Origin of the sequence: Arthrobacter sp. R-11 (assembly GCF_049913155.1) — a bacterium.
Classification (GTDB): Bacteria; Actinomycetota; Actinomycetes; order Actinomycetales; family Micrococcaceae; genus Arthrobacter.
On the sequence record NZ_CP183979.1, the window covers coordinates 2,801,493 to 2,819,269 of the forward strand.

Genomic DNA, 17,777 nt, shown 5'->3' on the forward strand with positions numbered 1-17,777 from the left:
TTAGTGCCCCAGTGCCACTGCTGCGAGCGCGGCGGCACCCAGCACCAGGACGGCCAGGGTGCACAGCCGCATCGTCGCGGCGGACGGTGCCGCGGCGGCGCCGGCCGCCGCACTGTATCCGTGGGAGCCGGACAACTGACGGGAGCGGGCCCAGACGACGCATCCCAGCACGATGGTTGCCGCGGCTGCCGCGGCCGCGCAGATGCCCTGGTAGAACGCGCCGGAAGTTCCGCCGTCGCCGGCTGCGGCCGCCAGCCAACTGCGCCAGACAAACAGGTCCGCCACTAACAGGGTCAGCAGGGTGCGGCGCCAGGACAGCATGGTCCGTTCGGCCTGCAGGCCGGGATCCCGGGGCGCGAGGATCACCTTGCCACCAGGATCAGCACCGCGAAGACAAAGGCAGCCGCCGCCACCACGATGGTCATGAACAGCAGCACGCGGGAGAACGGCAGTGCCTGGTCCTGGCGCATGGCCGCCTCCATGAGTCCCCAGCGGCGGTAGGCCATGAAGGCGAGCCCGGCGCCCACCACGGCGAGCACCAGGCACAGCACGATGCGCACGGTGCGCGGTGCGATATCGGGTGCCAGCTGGTCGATCGCCACCGCCCCGGCGAGCAGTGCCAGGGAGGTCCTGATCCAGGCGAGGAAAGTCCGTTCATTCGCCAGTGAAAAACGGTAGTCCGGGGTCTTGCCGGTCTTGCGCCATTCGGGCTCACGCATCTGCGTCCTCCTCTTCCCGTGCCACCGTACCAGCGCGATCCGTTCCCCGCGCGGCCCACCTGCCGCGGACTGGCCGGGCGGGAACGGGCGTCCGGAACCCTACGCAGCCACGGTAGATTTACAGGCATGAGCGTTCCCCCTGTGACTTCCTCCGCGCCCACCCCGCAGTCCCGGATCCTGGGCTGCCTTCTGGGCGGCGCCCTGGGCGATTCCCTCGGCTACGCCGTCGAATTCGATCCGATCGACAGCATCCGGGCCAGGTTCGGCGCCGAGGGGCTCACCTCCTTCGGACAGCTCGACGGCGGCAGCCACTTTTCGGACGACACCCAGATGACCCTGTACACCGTCGACGGGTTGTTGGAGGCGCTCGAATGGGCGAACGATGGCGTGGCCGCGGATGAGGTCGCATGCCTCTGGCTGGCTTACCTCCGCTGGCTCGCCACCCAGGGCGTGGAGACCCCGTCCTCGGCCCCGGCTCCCCAGCCCCGCTGGATCGACGGCCACGAGGTCCTGCGGCACCAGCGCCACCCCGGCAACGCCTGCCTGAGCGGACTGGCCGGCGGCCAAATGGGAACGGTCGCCCGTCCCGTGAACCCCGAGTCCAAGGGCTGCGGCACGGTGATGCGTTCGGCACCGTTCGGGCTCATCCCGCACATCAGTGAAGCCACCGTTTACAAGCTCAGCTCCGATGCGGCCTCATTGACGCACGGCCACCCCTCGGCTCGCCAGAGCGCAGGAGCCTTCAGCGTGCTGATCCACCGGCTCATGGGCGGCTCGGAGGTCCAGGATGCCGCGCAGCACGCCCTGGAGCTCCTTGAACGCAGGCCCGATGCCGACCCCGAGCTCGTGAAGCGGCTGCGCCAAGCCCTCGACCTAGCGGCGCTCAGGCTGCCGTCGGGCGCCGCACTCAGCCCGGAGGAACTGACGGGGCAGCTGGGTGAGGGCTGGGTCGCCGAAGAGGCCCTCGCCGTCGGGCTCTATGCGGTACTGGCAACGGAACAGGGCGCCGGACAGGACCCTGCCGCTCACTTCCGCCAGGCCGTGGCGCTGGCGCTCAACCACAGCGGGGACAGCGATTCGACAGCGTCCATCGCCGGGAACATCCTGGGTGCCCGGTATGGCGAGGAAGCCCTGCCCGCCGACTGGCTCGCCGCCCTGGAAGCACCGGAACTGATCCGCGGCATGGGCGAGCGGCTGATCGCCGTCACCCTCCCCGCCGGCCCCTGACATCGCTTCGCCCGGCCAGGGAACCCTGACGGAACGGGCCCAGGCTAAGCAGGCTCAGAGCCGGCGCAGCTCGATGTTGTTGCACGCCTCGCAGATGTCCGCGGGGATCATGCCCCGGCGCTGCAGCAGGCCGAAAATGGCGCAGCCCAGGCAGAAACCAAGGAAGGCTTCGAGGGAGGCCGCCACGATCAGCAGACCCAGCAGGACCCAGGCTGCCGTGCCGAAGCCGAGGAAGTACAGGGCCGCCGCAACGGTGCCCAGGCCGGCGCCGATGCCCTGCGCGAAGCGCTTGGGCGGGCCCGGCACAAGCTTTGCGCGCCCGATCCGCGGTGCGAGGACCTTGACCGACAACAGGGCGAACGGTGAGATCCGCGGGCCGAACAGCACGCGGAGCCAGAAGCCGCCCGCGATCAGGACCAGCCCGGGGCCGAAGCCGGTGGCAAGGGTCGCCACCGCGGCCGCAACGACGAGCCCGGCGGTGATCCGCGCCGCGTATTCGTTGACAGGGTTGGGGAACGCAAAGATCCCGCCCCTACGGGTGGTTCCCGGGTTACGGGTGGTGCCTGCGCCCTGCTGGGCCGTGGTCTGCTTCGCCATGGCTCAAGGCTAGGGACGCCCGCCCCGGCAGGGGAAGCATTGTTGCGCCGTATGAAACCAGCGGCAGCGCTAGGCGCCGCCCACCATCTGCAGGAATTCCCCTTCGGAGAGCACCTCGATCTGCTGGCCGCGGCCGTGCAGTTCAAGCACGCGCTTCGCCTTGCCGGTCAGCCTGCCGCTGCGCAGGTCGTCGGCAACGAAACCATCGCCCACCACCAGCACCGTGGTCCTGCCGGTCACCCGGCTTTCGGGGCGCGCGCCCATTTCGGCGGCACGCTGCTTGGCCTCGGGCCTTGCGATGGCGAGGTCCCCCGTGAACACCACCGTCTGCCCGAACAGCGGGTGGCCGGGTTCCGCGGCAAGATTGGGCTGAGGGTTGGGGCCTTCCTCCGGCCAGGCACCCCAGCCCCGTGTGGACAGCCCGACGGCGTTTCCTCCTGCCGCAGCGGTCCTGGCCGATCCGGCACCCAGCACGCTGGCACTCCCCCGCCCGGCGATCGCGGCGAGCGTCTGCTTGGACAGGGCGTCCCCGGGCCGGATGGCTCGTTGCGTGGGAACGGCCAGGCCGAGGGAAAGGTAGAGCTCCGCAATGCTGTTGGCCTGGTTGCGGCGGGCGATGTCGACCAGGATGCCGGCACAGGCCCGGGCGTCCTCCGCGGCGTCGTGGTGGTTGACCAGCGGCACCCCGGCCTCCTCGGCCGCATAAGGAAGCGAGTTGGACACCAGGGAATAGCAGCGGCGCGACAGCATCACCGTGCAGACGTAGTCGTAGGCCGGGCCGGACAGGCCGGACACCTCAAGGCCGGAACGGATCACGCCGAGGTCGAAGGCCGCATTGTGGGCGGCCAGGATGTCGTCACCGATGAAGCCGGCGATTTCCGGGAACAGCTCGCCGAAACGCGGCGCCCCGGCCACGTCTTCGGCACGGATGCCGTGGATCCGCGTGTTGTGGAAGTCGAAGTGGTCATGGTGTTCCGGCGGACGCATCAGCCAGGACGCTTCTTCGACCACTACGCCGCCCCGTACCTTGCTCAGCCCCACCGAACACGGTGATCCCCGGAAGCCGTTGGCCGTTTCGAAGTCGATCGCCGTAAAGTCCAATGCCACCTGTCAAGGGTACAGGCAGAGTCCGGGCCGGCCGGCCCACCCCAAGGCTCCGACACCCGCCGGTCACGTACCCTTGAAAGGTGACCCTTTCTGCGATAAGCGACTTTGCCGTATCCACCTTGGGAGGCGCCGGCCCCGTACAGCCCCACATGGCCTCGATCCTCCCCGACTGGCTGAACCCCCAGGTTTTCCTGGCCGATCCTGCCCTGGCCCCGTGGGTCGTGCTGCTTGTCTGCGGCATCGTGTTCGCCGAAACCGGCCTGCTGGTGGGCTTCTTCCTGCCGGGTGATTCCATGCTCTTCACCGCAGGCCTTCTGGTGGCCACCGACACCATCAAGTTCAACATCTGGGCCCTCGCGGCACTGATCATCGTCTCCGCGATCATCGGCAACCAGACCGGCTACCTCATCGGTTCCAAGGCCGGCCCCGCGATCTTCAACAAGCCCGATTCCAGGCTGTTCAAGCGCGAGAACGTGGAAAGCGCGCACGCCTTCTTCGAAAAGCACGGCGGCAAGGCCCTGATCCTGGCCCGCTTCGTCCCGATCATCCGCACCTTCGTTCCCGTGATTGTCGGGGTGGCGCAGATGGATAAGCGCAAGTTCTTCATCTTCAACGTGATCGGCGCGCTCCTGTGGGGCGGCGGCGTCACGCTGCTCGGCTTCCTGCTGGGCGACCGCGTCCCGTGGGTCCGCGACAACCTCGACATCATCTTCATCGTGATCGTCCTGATCTCCGTTATCCCGGTGGGCATTGAGGTGCTCCGCGGCTTCCTGGCCAAGCGCAGGGCCGCGGCCGACGGCACGGATCCGGTGGAAGAGTTCATTGACGAGCACGACGGCGGCCCCCGCCACGAGCGCTGAGCGCAGCGCCCTACGAAAACCCGCAAAAGCAATGGCACCCTGCCCCGCAGGGTGCCATTGCTTTGCTCTTCGCCCTACTTCAGAGCATCGACGATGGCCGGAAGGAGTGCCCGGAACGCGTGGCCCCGGTGGCTGATGGCGTTCTTTTCCTCGGAGCTCAGTTCCGCGCAGCTGCGGTCCATGCCGCTGGGCTGCAGGATGGGGTCATAGCCGAAACCGCCCTCACCGCGCGGTTCGCGCAGCAGGGTGCCTTCAAGCTGGCCGTATTCGACCACCTCGCGGGCGCTGCCGTCGTCCCCGGGCACGGCGAGCGCTGCGGCGCAGATGAACGCGGCGCCGCGGTGGCTGTCCGGCACATCGGAGAGCTGGGCCAGCAGGAGCTGCAGGTTCGCGGTGTCGTCACCGTGCCGTCCTGACCAACGCGCGGAGAAGATTCCGGGCGCACCGCCCAGGACGTCCACGGCCAAGCCGGAGTCGTCGGCGATGGCCACCAGTCCGGTCGCTTCGGCGACGGCCCGGGCTTTCAGCAGCGAGTTCTCGGCGAAGGTCACGCCGTCTTCGACAACGTCCGGGGCACCCGCCGCGCCCGCGTCGACCACCTGGGTGTCGACGTCGAGCCCGGGGACCTGGCCGCGGAGCAGTTCGCGCAGTTCCCGCAGCTTGCCCTGGTTGTGGGTGGCGAGGACCAGGCGGGGCTGACCGCTCACGGGGCCTCCGCCAGGGTCTCGCGCTGGATGGCGGCCAGCTGGGAGGTACCGAGCAAGGCGAGGTCCAGCAGGGCGTTGAGTTCATCGCGGTCGAAGGGCGCGCCCTCGGCGGTGCCCTGTACCTCCACGAACTTTCCGGAACCGGTGACCACTACGTTCATGTCGGTTTCAGCGCGGACGTCTTCCACATACGGCAGGTCGAGCATCGGCACGCCGTCGATGATGCCCACGGACACGGCGGCAATGGTGTCCGTCAGCGGCTGGGAGGATGCCGGAATGATCTTGTTCTCGCGGGCAAAACGGATGGACTCCGCAAGCGCAACATAGGCGCCGGTGATAGCTGCGGTGCGGGTGCCGCCGTCGGCCTGCAGGACGTCGCAGTCCAGCACGATCGTGTTCTCGCCCAGGGCCTTGGTGTCGATGATGGAACGCAGCGAGCGGCCGATCAGCCGGGAGATCTCGTGGGTGCGTCCGCCGATCCTGCCCTTGACGGATTCACGGTCGGAACGGGTGTTGGTGGCGCGCGGAAGCATGGCGTATTCGGCCGTCACCCAACCGCGGCCTTCGCCCTTGAGCCAGCGCGGCACGCCCTCGGTCAGCGAAGCCGTGCACAGGACCCTGGTGTTGCCGAACTCGATCAGCGCGGAACCTTCGGCCTGCTTGGACCAGCCGCGGGTGATGCTGATGGGCCTCAGCTGGTCGGGGGCGCGTCCGTCGGCACGAACAACGGGGGCAGTGGTGGCTTCTGAAGTCATGCCTCCAGCTTATCGTTCGGACCCGCCGCCTCAGACGGTGTAATGCACCCCCGCGACGGCGATGGCAACGTCCCCGTCGAACTCGGGCTTCGCCTCCGCCAGCACCTCGGTCTGCGAAGTCCAGACCGGGATGTGGGTCAGCAGGAGACGGCGCGCCCCGGCTGCCGTGGCAGCCTGCCCGGCACGTTTCCCGGTAAGGTGCACGTCCTTGATGCCGTCGTCCCGGCCTTCCTCGAAGGCCGCCTCGCAGAGGAACAGGTCCGCTCCCCTGGCCGCGTCCTCCAAGCCCTGGCAGCTGTCGGTGTCCCCCGAGTAGGTCAGCACCCGGGTGACAGGGTCGCCGTCCTTGCCGGGCTCGGTCACCTCCACACGCAGGGCGTACGCCTCTTCCACGGGGTGGTTCACGGCGAACGGCGTCACGGTGAATGGTCCCATCTGCACCGGCTTGCGCTCGGCCCAGTTGGTGAAATCGAATTCCTCATGCATGCCCGGGTCCAGGTCCAGCCCGTACGCGGTGGCCATGCGGTCGGCGGTGGCCGCCGGGCCCCAGACGGGGATGCGGTCCCGGCCCCAGCCGCCCGGCTTCCAGCGCACGGCAACGTGCAGGCCGCACAGGTCCATGCAGTGGTCCGGATGCAGGTGGGTCAGGAAGATCGCGTCGATGTCCTCGAGATCAGTGTAACGCTGGATGGCGCCCAGTGCCCCGCTGCCCAGGTCCATGACGATCTTCCATTGCCGCTCGCCGTCGTGCGCCGTCAGCAGATAGCACGACGCCGGCGAGCCCGGGCCGGGAAACGAGCCGGTACAGCCAACAATGGTCAGTTTCACCGGGAACCTCCCGGTTCTGCACCGGTGCGGGCATCCACGAAGTTGGAGGTCCGCTGGCGGTGGCCGCCAATGCGGGCAGCCTCCAGCATCTCCGGGGTGATGCGGGCCAGGCTGCCGGTGGGGTACTGGGCCGCGACATGGTCGACGTGGCGGACGGAGAGCACCTCCGGGCCTAGGAAGCGGCGGGCCAGGGTCTCGAACTGGGCGGCGTCGCCTGTGGCCATGAAGTCGTGGGTCGGTGCTTCCCCGCCGCTGCGCTGGATGCCGTAGGTGACCAGGGCACGGTAGACATCCTTGGCCGTCTCTTCGGCGCTGGAAACGAGCGTGACGTCCTCGCCCATGACGTAGGAAATGACGCCGGTCAGCAGGGGGTAATGGGTACAGCCCAGCACTACGGTGTCCACGCCGGCCTGCTTGAGCGGTTCCAGGTAGCTCCCGGCGGCGGCAAGAAGTTCCGGGCCTGTGGTGATGCCAGCCTCGACGAAGCTGACGAACTCAGGGCAGGCAACGGAGGTGATGGCCAGGTCCGGGGCCGCGGCGAAAGTGTCCTCGTAGGCCCGGGAGCCCACTGTGGCAGAGGTTCCAATGACGCCGACCCTGCCGTTCCGGGTGGCGGCGACCGCGCGGCGGACGGCTGGCTGGATGACTTCGATAACAGGGATGCCGTAGCGGGCCGTGTAGCGTTCGCGCGCGTCACGGAGCACGGCCGCCGACGCCGAGTTGCAGGCGATGGTGAGCAGCTTGACGCCGGAGTCCACGAGTTCGTCCATGACGCCCAGCGCATTGGCCCGCACCTCGGCGATCGGGAGGGGTCCGTAGGGACCGTTGGCGGTGTCCCCGACGTAGAGGATGGATTCGTTGGGCAGCTGGTCGATGATGGACCGGGCCACGGTGAGGCCGCCTACCCCGGAGTCGAAAACGCCGATGGGACGCGATGCCAGCGCGTCGTCGCCCGCGGTGCGCTGCTGGGGATCCCCTGCCGGAGCGTTTGCCGTGCCCGATGCTGAATTCATAATTCTTCGAGAATAAAGCACAGCCGCCAAGTGCAGCCATGCGTTGCGATCAGCGCCTCATGTCTGCTTCATCACAGGAAGGCCCCTTGACAGGCCCCCGCGCAGGCACTTAGGTGCGGCGGTCCATCGAGGCCATCATCGACTGCACCAAGGACTCCTGCAGCCAGGTGGTGAAGTTGTAGACGAGGGCCAGGTAGCTTTCAACGTCCTCGGCCTGTGACCAGTCCTGCATGGCGTGGACATGGTCGGCATCCGCTTCGTCCCGGATGTCCAGCCGTTCGGCGAGCACCAGCCGGATGTCGTTCAGCGCCATCGACCAGAGCCGGGCCTCGTCCTGGGTGAGGGTGAGTTCCTTGCGGTCCAGGCCCATCGCCGCGGCGCGCAGGGCGCCGATCTTGCTCTCCCGCAGCGAGCGCTCGGTGAGCTGGCGGAACTCCAGGGAGCCGGCGTCGTCGTCCTTCATGACGTTGGGCAGCAGGCGCAAGAGGGCCCGGTCGGTGGGCGCTTGTACGTCCAGGTCAAGGCCCACCAGGGCAGCGAGCGGGTCCTGGTCCGCGGCTTCCCGGGGCTCGAGCATCGAAACGACGTCGTCGATCAGTCCGCGCAAAAGCTCGCGCTCGGCCGGTTCCAGGTGTCCCGTGATGCCCTTGAGTCCGTATTTGAAGGCCTTAGCCACGTGCGCCCCCCTTGCCGGTTCCTGCGCTGCTGGCCTTCTCAACGGTTGCCCACAGCCCGTAGCCGTGCATGGCGACGGCGTGCTGTTCCACCTGTTCCTTCGCTCCGTGTGCCACGATCGAGCGGCCCTTCCGGTGCACTTCGAGCATGAGCTTGTTGGCCTTGGCCTCGGAGTAGCCGAAGTAGCTCTGGAACACGAAACTGACGTAGCTCATCAGGTTGACAGGATCGTTCCAGACCACCAGGTTCCAGGGGTTGTCCGGCGCGCTGAGGAGGGCGGTGGAGCCTTGCTCCGAGGTGTCCGTCCGTTCCTCGACGTCGACGGCTGCGTATGTGCCTCTGGCAACGCCTGTGGCAACGGGTGTGGTCATCTGTCCATTCTATGGCGATGGGCAGACACGCACGGGCCGAGTGCCGGTGGGGACGCAGCGAGACGTGGGAGCCGGTGGGTGGGCCCACACCGGCGAGGGCCCCGCGTTGAGCGCAGCGAGACGTGGGAGCCGGTGGGGACTAGAGTGAATCCGTGAGTAGATCCACTGCCTGGGACCACCCCTGCACCGCGCTTTTCACCGATCACTACGAACTGACGATGCTCCAGGCAGCCCTTCATTCGGGCGCCGCGCACCGCCGTTCGGTCTTTGAGGCTTTCGCCCGGCGCCTGCCGGACGGGCGTCGCTATGGCATCGTGGCCGGTACGGGGCGACTGCTTGAAGGCATCCTGAATTTCCGCTTCGGCGAGGACGAATTGGAGTTCCTCGAACGGAACAAGGTGGTCAACCGCGAGACCCTCGATTTCCTGGCCAACTACCGTTTCAGCGGCGACGTATGGGGCTATCCCGAGGGCGAGGCCTACTTCCCCAACTCCCCCGTGCTGATCGTCGAATCGACGTTCGCCGAAGCGTGCATCCTGGAGACGTACATCCTCTCCGTGCTGAACCATGACACCGCGATCGCCTCTGCGGCTTCCCGCATGACCAGCGCGGCCGGCGGCCGTCCGTGCATCGAGATGGGTTCCCGTCGCACCCAGGAGGAATCGGCGACGGCGGCAGCCCGCGCCGCCGTGATCGGCGGCTTCGCAAGCACCTCCAACCTCGAAGCCGGCCGCCGCTTCGGCCTCAAGACCGTGGGCACCGCGGCCCATTCCTTCACCTTGCTGCATGACAGCGAGCGCGACGCCTTCGCCGCGCAGATCGAGGCCTTCGGCCCGGAAACAACGCTCCTGGTCGACACCTACGACGTCGAGAACGCGGTGCGGACCGCCGTCGAACTCGCCGGCGACAAGCTCGGTGCCGTGCGCCTGGACTCCGGCGACCTCGTCACCCAGGCACAATGGGTCCGCGAGCTGCTGGACAGCCTGGGCAACACCAGCACGCGCATCGTGGTCACTTCCGACTTGGACGAGTACGCCATTGCCGCGCTGCAGTCCGCCCCGGTGGATGCCTACGGCGTCGGAACGTCACTGGTCACAGGTTCCGGGGCGCCGACCGCGAGCATGGTCTACAAACTGGTCAGCCGCAGCAACGACGCCGGGGAGTTCGTCCCCGTGGCGAAGGCAGCCAAGAACAAGGCCAGCGTGGGGGGCCGCAAGTATGCGCTCCGCAAGCTCGACGACCACGGCATCGCCACCCGGGAACTGGTGGGGATCGGGCATCCGCCGGAGGACGACGGCAACGACCGCCAGCTGCTGCAGCAGTTCATCAAGAACGGGGAGCTCCTCCCCGGCTGGACCGGCCACGAGGGCGTCGTCCGGGCCCGGGAGCGGCACGACGCCGCCATGGCCGAGCTTCCTTCCGTTGTCCGCCGCCTACAGCGCGGCGAGCCTGCGATTCCCACGGTCTACGAGGAGGACTGACATGGCACGGGCCCTGATCATCGTCGATGTCCAGAACGATTTCTGCGAAGGCGGGTCCCTTGCGGTGACGGGCGGAGCCGCGGTGGCCGGGGCCATCAGCGACTACCTTGACGCCCGGCACCAGCATTTCGACCACATCGTGGCCACCCAGGACTGGCACATCGAGCCGGGCAGCCACTTTTCAGATGATCCGGACATGGTGGACAGCTGGCCGCCGCATTGCCGGGCGGGAAGCAAGGGCGCCGAGCTGCACCCGGACCTGGACAGCGAGTACGTCCAGGCCTATTTCCGGAAGGGCCAGTACGCCGCCGCCTATTCCGGCTTCGAGGGCGTCCTCGCCCCGGAGGACGAAGTCCCCATGGGGGAACGGCTCGCCGGCGGCGCGCCGTCCACGGAGCCGGCGGACAGCGATCCGGAGGACGCGATCGGCCTGGACGACTGGCTGCAAAGCCATGACGTCGAGGAGCTCGTGGTGGTGGGCATCGCCACCGACTACTGCGTCAAGGCCACCGCGCTCGACGCCGTCCAGGCCGGCTACGCCGTGACGGTGATCGGCGGACTTACTGCCGGGATCGCCGAGGACCTCAGCAGCACCTACGCCGAACTCGAGGAAAACGGCGTCGAGCTCGAAGAACAATAGCCCCGGGGCTCCCCTGGCCCCGGACTCCGGGATAGGCGGCGCTATTTCCGCCCGATGAACCAGTCCTGCAGCTTGCGCAAACGGGCCTGCAGCTGGGCTTCGTTGGCCTGGGCCACCGCGGGGCCGCCACACACCTCGCGCAGCTTGTTATGAACCACTCCATGCGGCGTGCCGGTGCGCGCGGACCAGGCCGCGACGTTCTTGGCCAGCTCGTTGCGCAGGTCCATCAGCATGCGGTGGTCCGGAACCGTTCCCGTGGCGGCGGCAGCCAGCGGGGACTGCCGCTTCTTCCGCGACTGCTGGTCGTGCTGGCGCTGGCGCAGCAGCGTGCCGACCTGTTCGGCGTCGAGCAATCCGGGGATCCCCAGGAAGTCCAGTTCGTCTTCGGAACCGATGTCCGCCCCGGTCCCGAACTCGCCGCCGTCGAAAAGCACCCGGTCAAAGGAAGCCTGGGAATCCAGCGCCTCGAACTTGCCCTTTTCGAGGGTGTCGGAGGCCTTCTCCTCGCGGTTGGCCTCGGCCATCAGGGACTCTTCGGGGTTGAACAGGCCGTCCGGGTCCTCCTTCTCCGGGCGGTCCAAGGCGTGGTCGCGCTCGGCTTCCATCGAGTTCGCCAGCGCCATCAGGGGCGGCACCGAGGGCAGGAACACCGACGCCGTCTCGCCCCGCTTGCGGGCACGCACGAAGCGGCCCACGGCCTGGGCGAAGAACAGCGGCGTGGACGTCGACGTCGCGTAGACGCCTACCGAAAGGCGCGGCACGTCCACGCCTTCAGACACCATGCGGACCGCGACCATCCACCGTTTGTCGCCTTCGGAGAATTCCTCGATCTTGCTGGAGGCCTTCGAGTCGTCGGAAAGGATCACCGTGGGCGACTGCCCCGTAATCTTCTTCAGCTGGCCGGCATAGGCGCGGGCGTCTTCGTGGTCGGTGGCGATGACCAGCCCGCCGGCGTCGGGCACCGTGCGGCGCACCTCGCTCAAGCGCTTGTCCGCGGCTGCAAGCACGGCGGGAATCCATTCACCGGCCGGGTTCAGGGCGGTCCGCCAGGCCTGGGAGGTAATGTCCTTGGTCACCGCGGCCTCGCCGAGGGAAGCCGCCATTTCATCGCCGGCGCTGGTCCGCCAGCGCATCTGTCCGGAATAGGCCATGAACAGGACCGGGCGGACCACGTGGTCACGCAGCGCATTACCGTAACCGTAGGTGTAATCGGCTTTTGAGCGGCGGATGCCGTCCCTGTCCTCGGCGTATTCGACGAACGGGATCGGCGAGGTGTCGGAACGGAAAGGCGTACCGGTGAGCGCGAGTCGGCGCGTGGCAGGATCGAAGGCTTCGCGCAGCCCGTCACCCCAGGAGAGGGCCTCGCCACCGTGGTGGATCTCATCGAGGATCACCAGGGTCCGCGCGGCTTCGGTCTTCGCCCGGTGCAGCATGGGTTTGCTGGCCACCTGCGCATAGGTCACGGCGACGCCGATGAAGCCGCGGCCGTGCTGGCCGTCGGAATTCTTGAAGTTGGGGTCGATCGCGATGCCCACGCGGGCGGCGGCATCCGCCCACTGCCGCTTGAGGTGGTCCGTTGGGGCAACGATCGTTACGCGGTTGACGGCGCCGCTGTCGATCAGCATCGAGGCGATGCGGAGGGCGAAGGTCGTCTTGCCTGCACCGGGGGTGGCTACCGCAAGGAAGTCGCGCGGGCTGTTCCGCAAGTACAGGTCCAGGGCTTCCTGCTGCCAGGCGCGCAGCTTGGGGGCCGTGCCCCAGGCGGCGCGCTCCGGATAGGCCGGAGGAAGGGATGGGCCGCCGAAGAGCGTCTCCGTCATGCGCCTGCCCCCTGCACGGCCGGATGACCTTTCGCGGTCAGGGCGGGCCGGGAGGCGGCGGTAGTTGTTCCGTTCGGTTCGGCCGTGTTGGATTCGGCCTTGTTCAGCACATGCCAGCTAAGCACAAAAACACCAATCTGTTCCGGGTCTGATCCGGGACGTGCCGGATCGCCACGGGGCTCGCCGGATCAGGCGGCCCCGGTTACCCGGCAAAGGAAAGGGGCCGGTGCACGGTGGCGCCGGCCCTGGGAAGCGTCAGGAGAGGCGACGGATCCCGCTAGCGGGAGTCGCCGTCGTCGCCGGGGCGCAGGCCCTCGTAGATCTTCTTGCACTCGGGGCAGACGGGGAACTTCTGCGGATCGCGGCCGGGAGTCCAGACCTTTCCGCACAAGGCGATCACGGGCTCGCCGGTCAGTGCCGACTCCATGATCTTTTCCTTGCGGACGTAGTGGGAGAAGCGCTCCCGGTCGCCGGGTTCCACTTCCTGGCGCGTTTCCTCACGCTCAATGGTGGCCGTGGAAGTGCCGGCTCCGGAAAGTTCGCGCATTGGATCGTTCTCGAATGGGTCCGGAGGCAGGGTCGTCATGCCATCCATCTTAGCCGCTAGAGTCCCTGCCACTTCGGCTTGTTCTCGAAGGCGTGCCGGTAGTAGTCCGCCAGCCTGAGGGAGGAGGCCGCTGCTTCGTCGATCAGGATGGTTGCGTGCGGATGCAGCTGCAGCACCGACGCCGCACAGATCGCGGCCACGGGGCCTTCCACGAAGTCACGCACCGCCTGGGCCTTCTGGGCTCCCGTGGCGAGCAGGATCACGTGCCGGGCGTCCAGGATGGTGCCCAGGCCCTGGGTCACCACGTGGTGCGGGACGTCGTCGATGCTTCGGAAGAAGCGCGCATTGTCCTTCCGGGTCTGCTCGATGAGGGTCTTGATCCGGGTCCGGGACACCAGCGAGGAGCCCGGTTCGTTGAAGCCGATGTGCCCGTCCGTTCCGACCCCAAGGATCTGCAGGTCCACCCCGCCGCGTTCCCGGATGGCGTCCTCGTACTCCTGGCAGGCCGCTTGGAGGTCCTCCGCCGTCCCGTCCGGGCTGTGGACATTGGCGGGATCGATATTCACCCGGTCCGTGAATTCCCGGCGGATGACCTCCCGATAGGACTCGGGATGGCCGGGCTCAAGCCCCACGTACTCGTCCAGGGCGAAGGCGTGGGCGCGGCTGAAGTCCAGGCCTTCCTCGAGGTGCCGCCGGGACAGCTCATCGTAGACCGGCAGGGGCGAGGATCCGGTGGCCAGGCCCAGGACCGCATCGGGCTTCTGCCGCAAGAGCGCCTCAATGGCGTCGGCCGCAAGCCTGCCGATCTGCCTGCTGCCCGGCAGGATGACGACTTCCATTGTTCACGGCCTTTCTACGCTGGCGCTCCCGGAAACGGGGTCTTCCACGAGGCTATGCCATGCGGAGCCCGCTTTCAGCGGTTGTTTGAGAGCTGGGCGAACATTTCCGGTCCGCGGCGGTCCAGCCAGCGGCCGCCGAGCCTGATCCCGGCCGTGAAGAAGGCCAAGCCGAGCACCGGCCCGGCCCCCACGCCGATCCAGCCGAACACCGCGCTGCCGGTTGCCGCCTGCGCCACCACCATCGCGATCTCCGGGAGCAGCAGGACGGCCATGACTCCCATTCCCGCGAACTGCACCAGCAACGTTTGTGCAGTGTTGCCGGGCGGCTTCTTGAAGGGGCTCTCTCCGGGAGCGGGAACCGCGCTGGTCCACCGGGCCGAGACCACCGAAGCCAAGCCAAGGCCGGTGAAGAGGGCACCCAGCGAGCAGCCGAGGATGTTGGGCAGCCACTCCCAGCGCCCGGTCACCGCGATGGACCCGACGGCGAACAGCAGCACCAGCGGCAGGGCGAAGGACAGGCAGGCGAGGGCCCGGCCGAGCCGGTCGTCCCGGCCACGGACCCCGGTGGCCAGGTGCAGCGCGAAAGCGGTGTTGTCGTAGGAGACGTCGGCCGAGATGGACCAGGCCAGCAGGAACGCCGTCAGCGGAGCCACCGCGATCAACAGCTCCTGGTTCCCGCTCTGGGCGCTGCCGAAGTAGAACAGCACCGGCAGCAACGGAACCACCACCAGCGAACCGGCATAGCGCGGGTCGCGCATCCAGTAGCTCAGCGAGCGGGCCGCCACTGCGCCGGCCGGAGTTGCAGGAAAGGTGCCGAACAAACCGGCCTTGCCGGCCTTCCTGCTGCCGCCACCTGTGTAGGGCGGGGTGACCATGGCCCGTTTCAGGAGCAGGTACCAGGCGCCGCCGAGCGCGGCCAGGGATGCCAGGGCGATGAGCACCTTGATGGCCGCACCCGCCGCGTTGCCGGCGTCGAGCTCCCCGCCAATCGCCCAGGCAGCACCCAGCGGTGTCCAGGAAATCGCCTCGGCCAGCCCCGGCAGGTAGTCCCTGCTGTCCCGGACACCCTGGACCACCGCCGTCACCATCGGCCCGGCCAGCATCAGCGGAACAATGAAAACGATGCTGCTGATGTCCTTGAAGCGGCGCGAGGCAAGGAGGCTGGCCACCGCCGTCGTCACCAGCTTGGACGCCACCACACAGCTCAGCACGCCAAGCAAAGCTCCGACGAGGGCCCCGGCGGCTGCCACGAAACTGCGGGACCAGGTCACCACGGTGGCCAGCGAAGCGAGCAGAGTGGCGATGCCAGGCAGGCCAAGCAGTCCGGCCAAGGCAAGGCCCGGGAGCAGCTCCCGCATGGGAATCGCGGACGTGGTGAAGCGGCTGGGATCCAGCGTGAGGTCCGCGGCCGAGGCCACGAGCGGCACCACCGCCCAGCCGGTGATCACCAGGGCGCCGCCCAGCACGACGGCGGTCTGCGCCGTCTGCGGATCGGCCCAGCGCAGTGCCACCAGGCCGGACGCGCAGGCCAGCGCGATGCCCGCCGCATAGAGAGCGCCGACGGCCATCCCGACGATCTGCAGCGGGCTGCGGCGGAAGCCGTTGAGCAGGAGCCGCCATTTCAGGCTCAGAAGGTGCGCAACCACTCGAGCCCCTCCGCACGCGTGCCGCCGCCCACCAGTGCAACAAACCGGTCCTCCAGCGAGGCCCCGGCGCGCACCTCCTCGACCGTCCCGGCCGCCAGCACCCGGCCGGCGGCCACCACCGCCACGTGGTCGCACATGCGCTGGACCAGGTCCATGACGTGGCTGGAAACGATCACGGTTCCGCCCGAGGCGACATACTGTTCGAGGATGCCGCGGATATTCGAGGCGGACACCGGGTCCACGGATTCAAACGGTTCGTCGAGGACCAGCAGCCGGGGCGCGTGGATCAGGGCGGAGGCCAGCGCGATCTTCTTGCGCATGCCGGCCGAATAGTCCACCACCAGGGTTCCGGCATCCTTGCCCAGGTCGAGCGCGGCGAGCAGTTCCTGGACCCTGGCTTGCACCACCGCGCGGTCCATTCCCCGCAGCAATCCCGCGTAGCTGACCAGCTGCTCCCCGCTCAGGCGGTCGAACAGGCGCACGCCGTCGGGCAGGATGCCCATGAGCTTCTTGGCCTCGAGCGGCCGCGCCCAGACGTCCACGCCGTGGATGAAGGCCGTTCCATAGTCCGGCCGCAGCAGTCCCGTGGCCATGGATAGCGTGGTGGTCTTTCCGGCCCCGTTCGGGCCGACGACGCCGTAGAAGGAACCGGCTGGGACGTCGAGGCTGATGCCGTTGACGGCGATCTTGTCTCCGAAGCGTTTGGCCAGTCCGCGCAGTGCCAGGGCCGGGACGGGAGGTGCAGGGGACGGGTCTGGGACAGGGTAACCGGAACTCGGGGCGCTCATTCTGCCAGCGTAGCCCCCGCCGTTTTCCGGCGGGGTCATCCGCCAGGACGAACTCCGGTGGCCTCCAGGCCGCGAAGCTCATCCGAACGGACGAGGCGACCGCCGTCGTCGGAACAGCCCTCTGTCAGAACAGCACGCGGGCGAGGCCCTGCCGCGCCTTGGCCACCCTTTCGTCCGCAATGCCGACGACGTCGAAGAGTTCCAGCAGCCGCACGCGTGCGGTTTCGCGCTCGGCGCCGAAGTTGCGGCCGATGAACGAGATAATGCGGTTGAATCCGTCGTCGATGTGTCCACCTGAGACATCGAGATCGGCAATGGCGAGCTGGGCCTCGAGATTATCCGGTTCCTGCGCGGCCTGCTGGCGCAGGGCGTCCGCCTGCGGTGCGGAAATCGCTTCCAGCCGCTGCATCAGTTCCACCTGGGCGAGCCCGGCCTTCGCCTCACGGTCCGCCGGCTGTTCGGCAAGGGCCTGCCGGTATGCCTGGGCGGCCGCGGCATAGTCGCCGGCCTCGATTGCGTCGAAGGCTGCCTGGTGCAGGGGCGGCACCGGTGCTTCCTGCGGCGCCGCGGACTCCCCGCGGACACTGCCGGTCACGCCGTTCTCGGCCGCGACCTTCAGCAGTTCGTCCAGCAGTGCACGGATTTCGTGCTCCGCCGCGGGCCCTTGGAACAGCGGCAAAGGCCGGCCCTTCAGGACGGCAACAGCGGTGGGGACGGCTTCGATCCGGAAGGCATCCGCCAGTTGGGGGAAGGCATCGATGTCCGCCGCTGCGAGGACGATCCGGCCGTCATAGCTGTCGACGACGTCTTCCAGGGTCTGCAGCAGCGTGCTGGACTCCGGCGAGTAGCGGGCCCAGAGCAGGAAAAGCACCGGGATCCGTGCCGAAAGCTCCACCAGGTCCTGGAAGTTCGCTTCGTTGGCATCCACGCGGAGCGGACGCACGGCACCCTCCGGCCCCGAATCCGGATTTCCGTCCTGGGTGCCGCGGGCTGGTGCGGCCGCGCCGTTGCCCTGGCCCGGCGGCGCGGGCGGCGGTGCCGCCGGACGCCGGAGCGCGGAGAGGTCGACGGCGCCGCGGAGGTTGAGCTGGCTGGCGGCGGCCGGGGAAACGGGTCGTGATCCTGGCGAACTCATAGAGTCCACTCTATCCGTTTCA

General features: G+C 68.2%; 20 protein-coding genes. 4 read left to right on the forward strand and 16 right to left on the reverse strand.

The window, feature by feature from the left end:
- Both ACN9M4_RS12620 and ACN9M4_RS12625 read right to left on the reverse strand, forming a co-directional pair.
- Entirely contained in the window at positions 1 to 366 is a 366-nt protein-coding gene (locus tag ACN9M4_RS12620) for a DUF202 domain-containing protein (protein ID WP_426298373.1), read from the reverse strand.
- Positions 363 to 719: a YidH family protein gene (locus tag ACN9M4_RS12625; RefSeq protein WP_115789346.1), complete on the reverse strand. Its 357-nt coding sequence runs from the start codon at positions 717 to 719 to the stop codon at positions 363 to 365. The genes ACN9M4_RS12620 and ACN9M4_RS12625 overlap by 4 nt, the downstream gene beginning before the upstream one ends.
- Before the next feature lie 126 nt (positions 720 to 845).
- Here ACN9M4_RS12625 and ACN9M4_RS12630 point away from each other — a divergent pair, with 126 nt between their 5' ends.
- Positions 846 to 1,946: an ADP-ribosylglycohydrolase family protein gene (locus ACN9M4_RS12630; RefSeq protein ID WP_426298375.1), complete on the forward strand. Its 1,101-nt coding sequence runs from the start codon at positions 846 to 848 to the stop codon at positions 1,944 to 1,946.
- Between the two features lie 54 nt (positions 1,947 to 2,000).
- Here the strand turns inward: ACN9M4_RS12630 and ACN9M4_RS12635 are convergent, their stop codons facing one another.
- Positions 2,001 to 2,543: a DUF4395 domain-containing protein gene (locus tag ACN9M4_RS12635; RefSeq protein ID WP_426298377.1), complete on the reverse strand. Its 543-nt coding sequence runs from the start codon at positions 2,541 to 2,543 to the stop codon at positions 2,001 to 2,003.
- Positions 2,544 to 2,612: 69 nt separating this feature from the next.
- Positions 2,613 to 3,650: an exonuclease domain-containing protein gene (locus ACN9M4_RS12640; RefSeq protein ID WP_426298379.1), complete on the reverse strand. Its 1,038-nt coding sequence runs from the start codon at positions 3,648 to 3,650 to the stop codon at positions 2,613 to 2,615.
- Positions 3,651 to 3,745: 95 nt separating this feature from the next.
- On the opposite strand from ACN9M4_RS12640, the gene ACN9M4_RS12645 reads away from it, so the two are divergent.
- Positions 3,746 to 4,510 carry a DedA family protein gene (locus tag ACN9M4_RS12645; RefSeq protein WP_426303466.1) on the forward strand — a complete coding sequence of 255 codons (765 nt, stop codon included), beginning with the start codon at positions 3,746 to 3,748 and terminating at the stop codon, positions 4,508 to 4,510.
- Positions 4,511 to 4,584: 74 nt separating this feature from the next.
- On the opposite strand, the gene rdgB is transcribed toward ACN9M4_RS12645, so the two are convergent.
- The 6 genes from rdgB to clpS form a co-directional block, all read right to left on the reverse strand.
- On the reverse strand, positions 4,585 to 5,217 hold the full coding sequence (rdgB, locus tag ACN9M4_RS12650) for an RdgB/HAM1 family non-canonical purine NTP pyrophosphatase (RefSeq protein WP_426298381.1): 633 nt from the start codon (positions 5,215 to 5,217) through the stop codon (positions 4,585 to 4,587).
- Positions 5,214 to 5,972: a ribonuclease PH gene (rph, locus tag ACN9M4_RS12655; protein ID WP_426298383.1), complete on the reverse strand. Its 759-nt coding sequence runs from the start codon at positions 5,970 to 5,972 to the stop codon at positions 5,214 to 5,216. Before rph ends, rdgB begins: the two co-directional genes overlap by 4 nt.
- A gap of 30 nt (positions 5,973 to 6,002) precedes the next feature.
- Entirely contained in the window at positions 6,003 to 6,800 is a 798-nt protein-coding gene (locus tag ACN9M4_RS12660) for an MBL fold metallo-hydrolase (RefSeq protein WP_426298385.1), read from the reverse strand.
- Positions 6,797 to 7,813: a glutamate racemase gene (gene murI / locus ACN9M4_RS12665; RefSeq protein ID WP_426298387.1), complete on the reverse strand. Its 1,017-nt coding sequence runs from the start codon at positions 7,811 to 7,813 to the stop codon at positions 6,797 to 6,799. The genes ACN9M4_RS12660 and murI overlap by 4 nt, the downstream gene beginning before the upstream one ends.
- Before the next feature lie 109 nt (positions 7,814 to 7,922).
- Complete coding sequence (locus tag ACN9M4_RS12670; protein WP_426298389.1) at positions 7,923 to 8,489, reverse strand: DUF2017 domain-containing protein; 567 nt, start codon at positions 8,487 to 8,489, stop codon at positions 7,923 to 7,925.
- Positions 8,482 to 8,859 carry an ATP-dependent Clp protease adapter ClpS gene (clpS, locus tag ACN9M4_RS12675; protein WP_426298391.1) on the reverse strand — a complete coding sequence of 126 codons (378 nt, stop codon included), beginning with the start codon at positions 8,857 to 8,859 and terminating at the stop codon, positions 8,482 to 8,484. Before clpS ends, ACN9M4_RS12670 begins: the two co-directional genes overlap by 8 nt.
- Before the next feature lie 152 nt (positions 8,860 to 9,011).
- Between clpS and ACN9M4_RS12680 the strand changes: the two genes are divergently transcribed.
- Entirely contained in the window at positions 9,012 to 10,340 is a 1,329-nt protein-coding gene (locus tag ACN9M4_RS12680) for a nicotinate phosphoribosyltransferase (RefSeq protein ID WP_426298393.1), read from the forward strand.
- Position 10,341: 1 nt separating this feature from the next.
- Positions 10,342 to 10,980, forward strand: coding sequence for an isochorismatase family protein (locus ACN9M4_RS12685; RefSeq protein WP_426298395.1), 639 nt, complete (start codon positions 10,342 to 10,344; stop codon positions 10,978 to 10,980).
- Positions 10,981 to 11,021: 41 nt separating this feature from the next.
- On the opposite strand, the gene ACN9M4_RS12690 is transcribed toward ACN9M4_RS12685, so the two are convergent.
- From ACN9M4_RS12690 to ACN9M4_RS12715, 6 genes are all read right to left on the reverse strand, one after another.
- On the reverse strand, positions 11,022 to 12,800 hold the full coding sequence (locus tag ACN9M4_RS12690; protein WP_426298397.1) for a DEAD/DEAH box helicase: 1,779 nt from the start codon (positions 12,798 to 12,800) through the stop codon (positions 11,022 to 11,024).
- A 277-nt stretch (positions 12,801 to 13,077) separates the two neighbouring features.
- Positions 13,078 to 13,395, reverse strand: a complete 318-nt coding sequence (locus ACN9M4_RS12695; protein ID WP_115789333.1) for a DUF3039 domain-containing protein — start codon at positions 13,393 to 13,395, stop codon at positions 13,078 to 13,080.
- Between the two features lie 8 nt (positions 13,396 to 13,403).
- Entirely contained in the window at positions 13,404 to 14,186 is a 783-nt protein-coding gene (gene nagB, locus ACN9M4_RS12700; protein WP_426298400.1) for a glucosamine-6-phosphate deaminase, read from the reverse strand.
- Positions 14,187 to 14,260: 74 nt separating this feature from the next.
- A complete protein-coding gene (locus ACN9M4_RS12705) occupies positions 14,261 to 15,832 on the reverse strand; it encodes a transporter (protein ID WP_426298402.1) in 1,572 nt (523 codons plus the stop codon).
- Positions 15,814 to 16,620 (reverse strand): ABC transporter ATP-binding protein, encoded by an 807-nt coding sequence (locus tag ACN9M4_RS12710; protein ID WP_426298404.1) that lies wholly within the window; start codon positions 16,618 to 16,620, stop codon positions 15,814 to 15,816. Before ACN9M4_RS12710 ends, ACN9M4_RS12705 begins: the two co-directional genes overlap by 19 nt.
- Positions 16,621 to 16,744: 124 nt before the next feature.
- On the reverse strand, positions 16,745 to 17,755 hold the full coding sequence (locus tag ACN9M4_RS12715) for a co-chaperone YbbN (protein WP_426298406.1): 1,011 nt from the start codon (positions 17,753 to 17,755) through the stop codon (positions 16,745 to 16,747).
- Between the last annotated feature and the right edge of the window lie 22 nt (positions 17,756 to 17,777).

Coding starts and splice junctions, on each gene's coding strand:
- ACN9M4_RS12625 (WP_115789346.1), bottom strand. CDS start 719: ATGCGTGAGCCCGAATGGCGCAAGACCGGCAAGACCCCGGACTACCGT.
- ACN9M4_RS12630 (WP_426298375.1), top strand. CDS start 846: ATGAGCGTTCCCCCTGTGACTTCCTCCGCGCCCACCCCGCAGTCCCGG.
- ACN9M4_RS12635 (WP_426298377.1), bottom strand. CDS start 2,543: ATGGCGAAGCAGACCACGGCCCAGCAGGGCGCAGGCACCACCCGTAAC.
- rph (WP_426298383.1), bottom strand. CDS start 5,972: ATGACTTCAGAAGCCACCACTGCCCCCGTTGTTCGTGCCGACGGACGC.
- murI (WP_426298387.1), bottom strand. CDS start 7,813: ATGAATTCAGCATCGGGCACGGCAAACGCTCCGGCAGGGGATCCCCAG.
- clpS (WP_426298391.1), bottom strand. CDS start 8,859: ATGACCACACCCGTTGCCACAGGCGTTGCCAGAGGCACATACGCAGCC.
- ACN9M4_RS12685 (WP_426298395.1), top strand. CDS start 10,342: ATGGCACGGGCCCTGATCATCGTCGATGTCCAGAACGATTTCTGCGAA.
- ACN9M4_RS12690 (WP_426298397.1), bottom strand. CDS start 12,800: ATGACGGAGACGCTCTTCGGCGGCCCATCCCTTCCTCCGGCCTATCCG.
- ACN9M4_RS12695 (WP_115789333.1), bottom strand. CDS start 13,395: ATGGATGGCATGACGACCCTGCCTCCGGACCCATTCGAGAACGATCCA.
- nagB (WP_426298400.1), bottom strand. CDS start 14,186: ATGGAAGTCGTCATCCTGCCGGGCAGCAGGCAGATCGGCAGGCTTGCG.
- ACN9M4_RS12710 (WP_426298404.1), bottom strand. CDS start 16,620: ATGAGCGCCCCGAGTTCCGGTTACCCTGTCCCAGACCCGTCCCCTGCA.
- ACN9M4_RS12715 (WP_426298406.1), bottom strand. CDS start 17,755: ATGAGTTCGCCAGGATCACGACCCGTTTCCCCGGCCGCCGCCAGCCAG.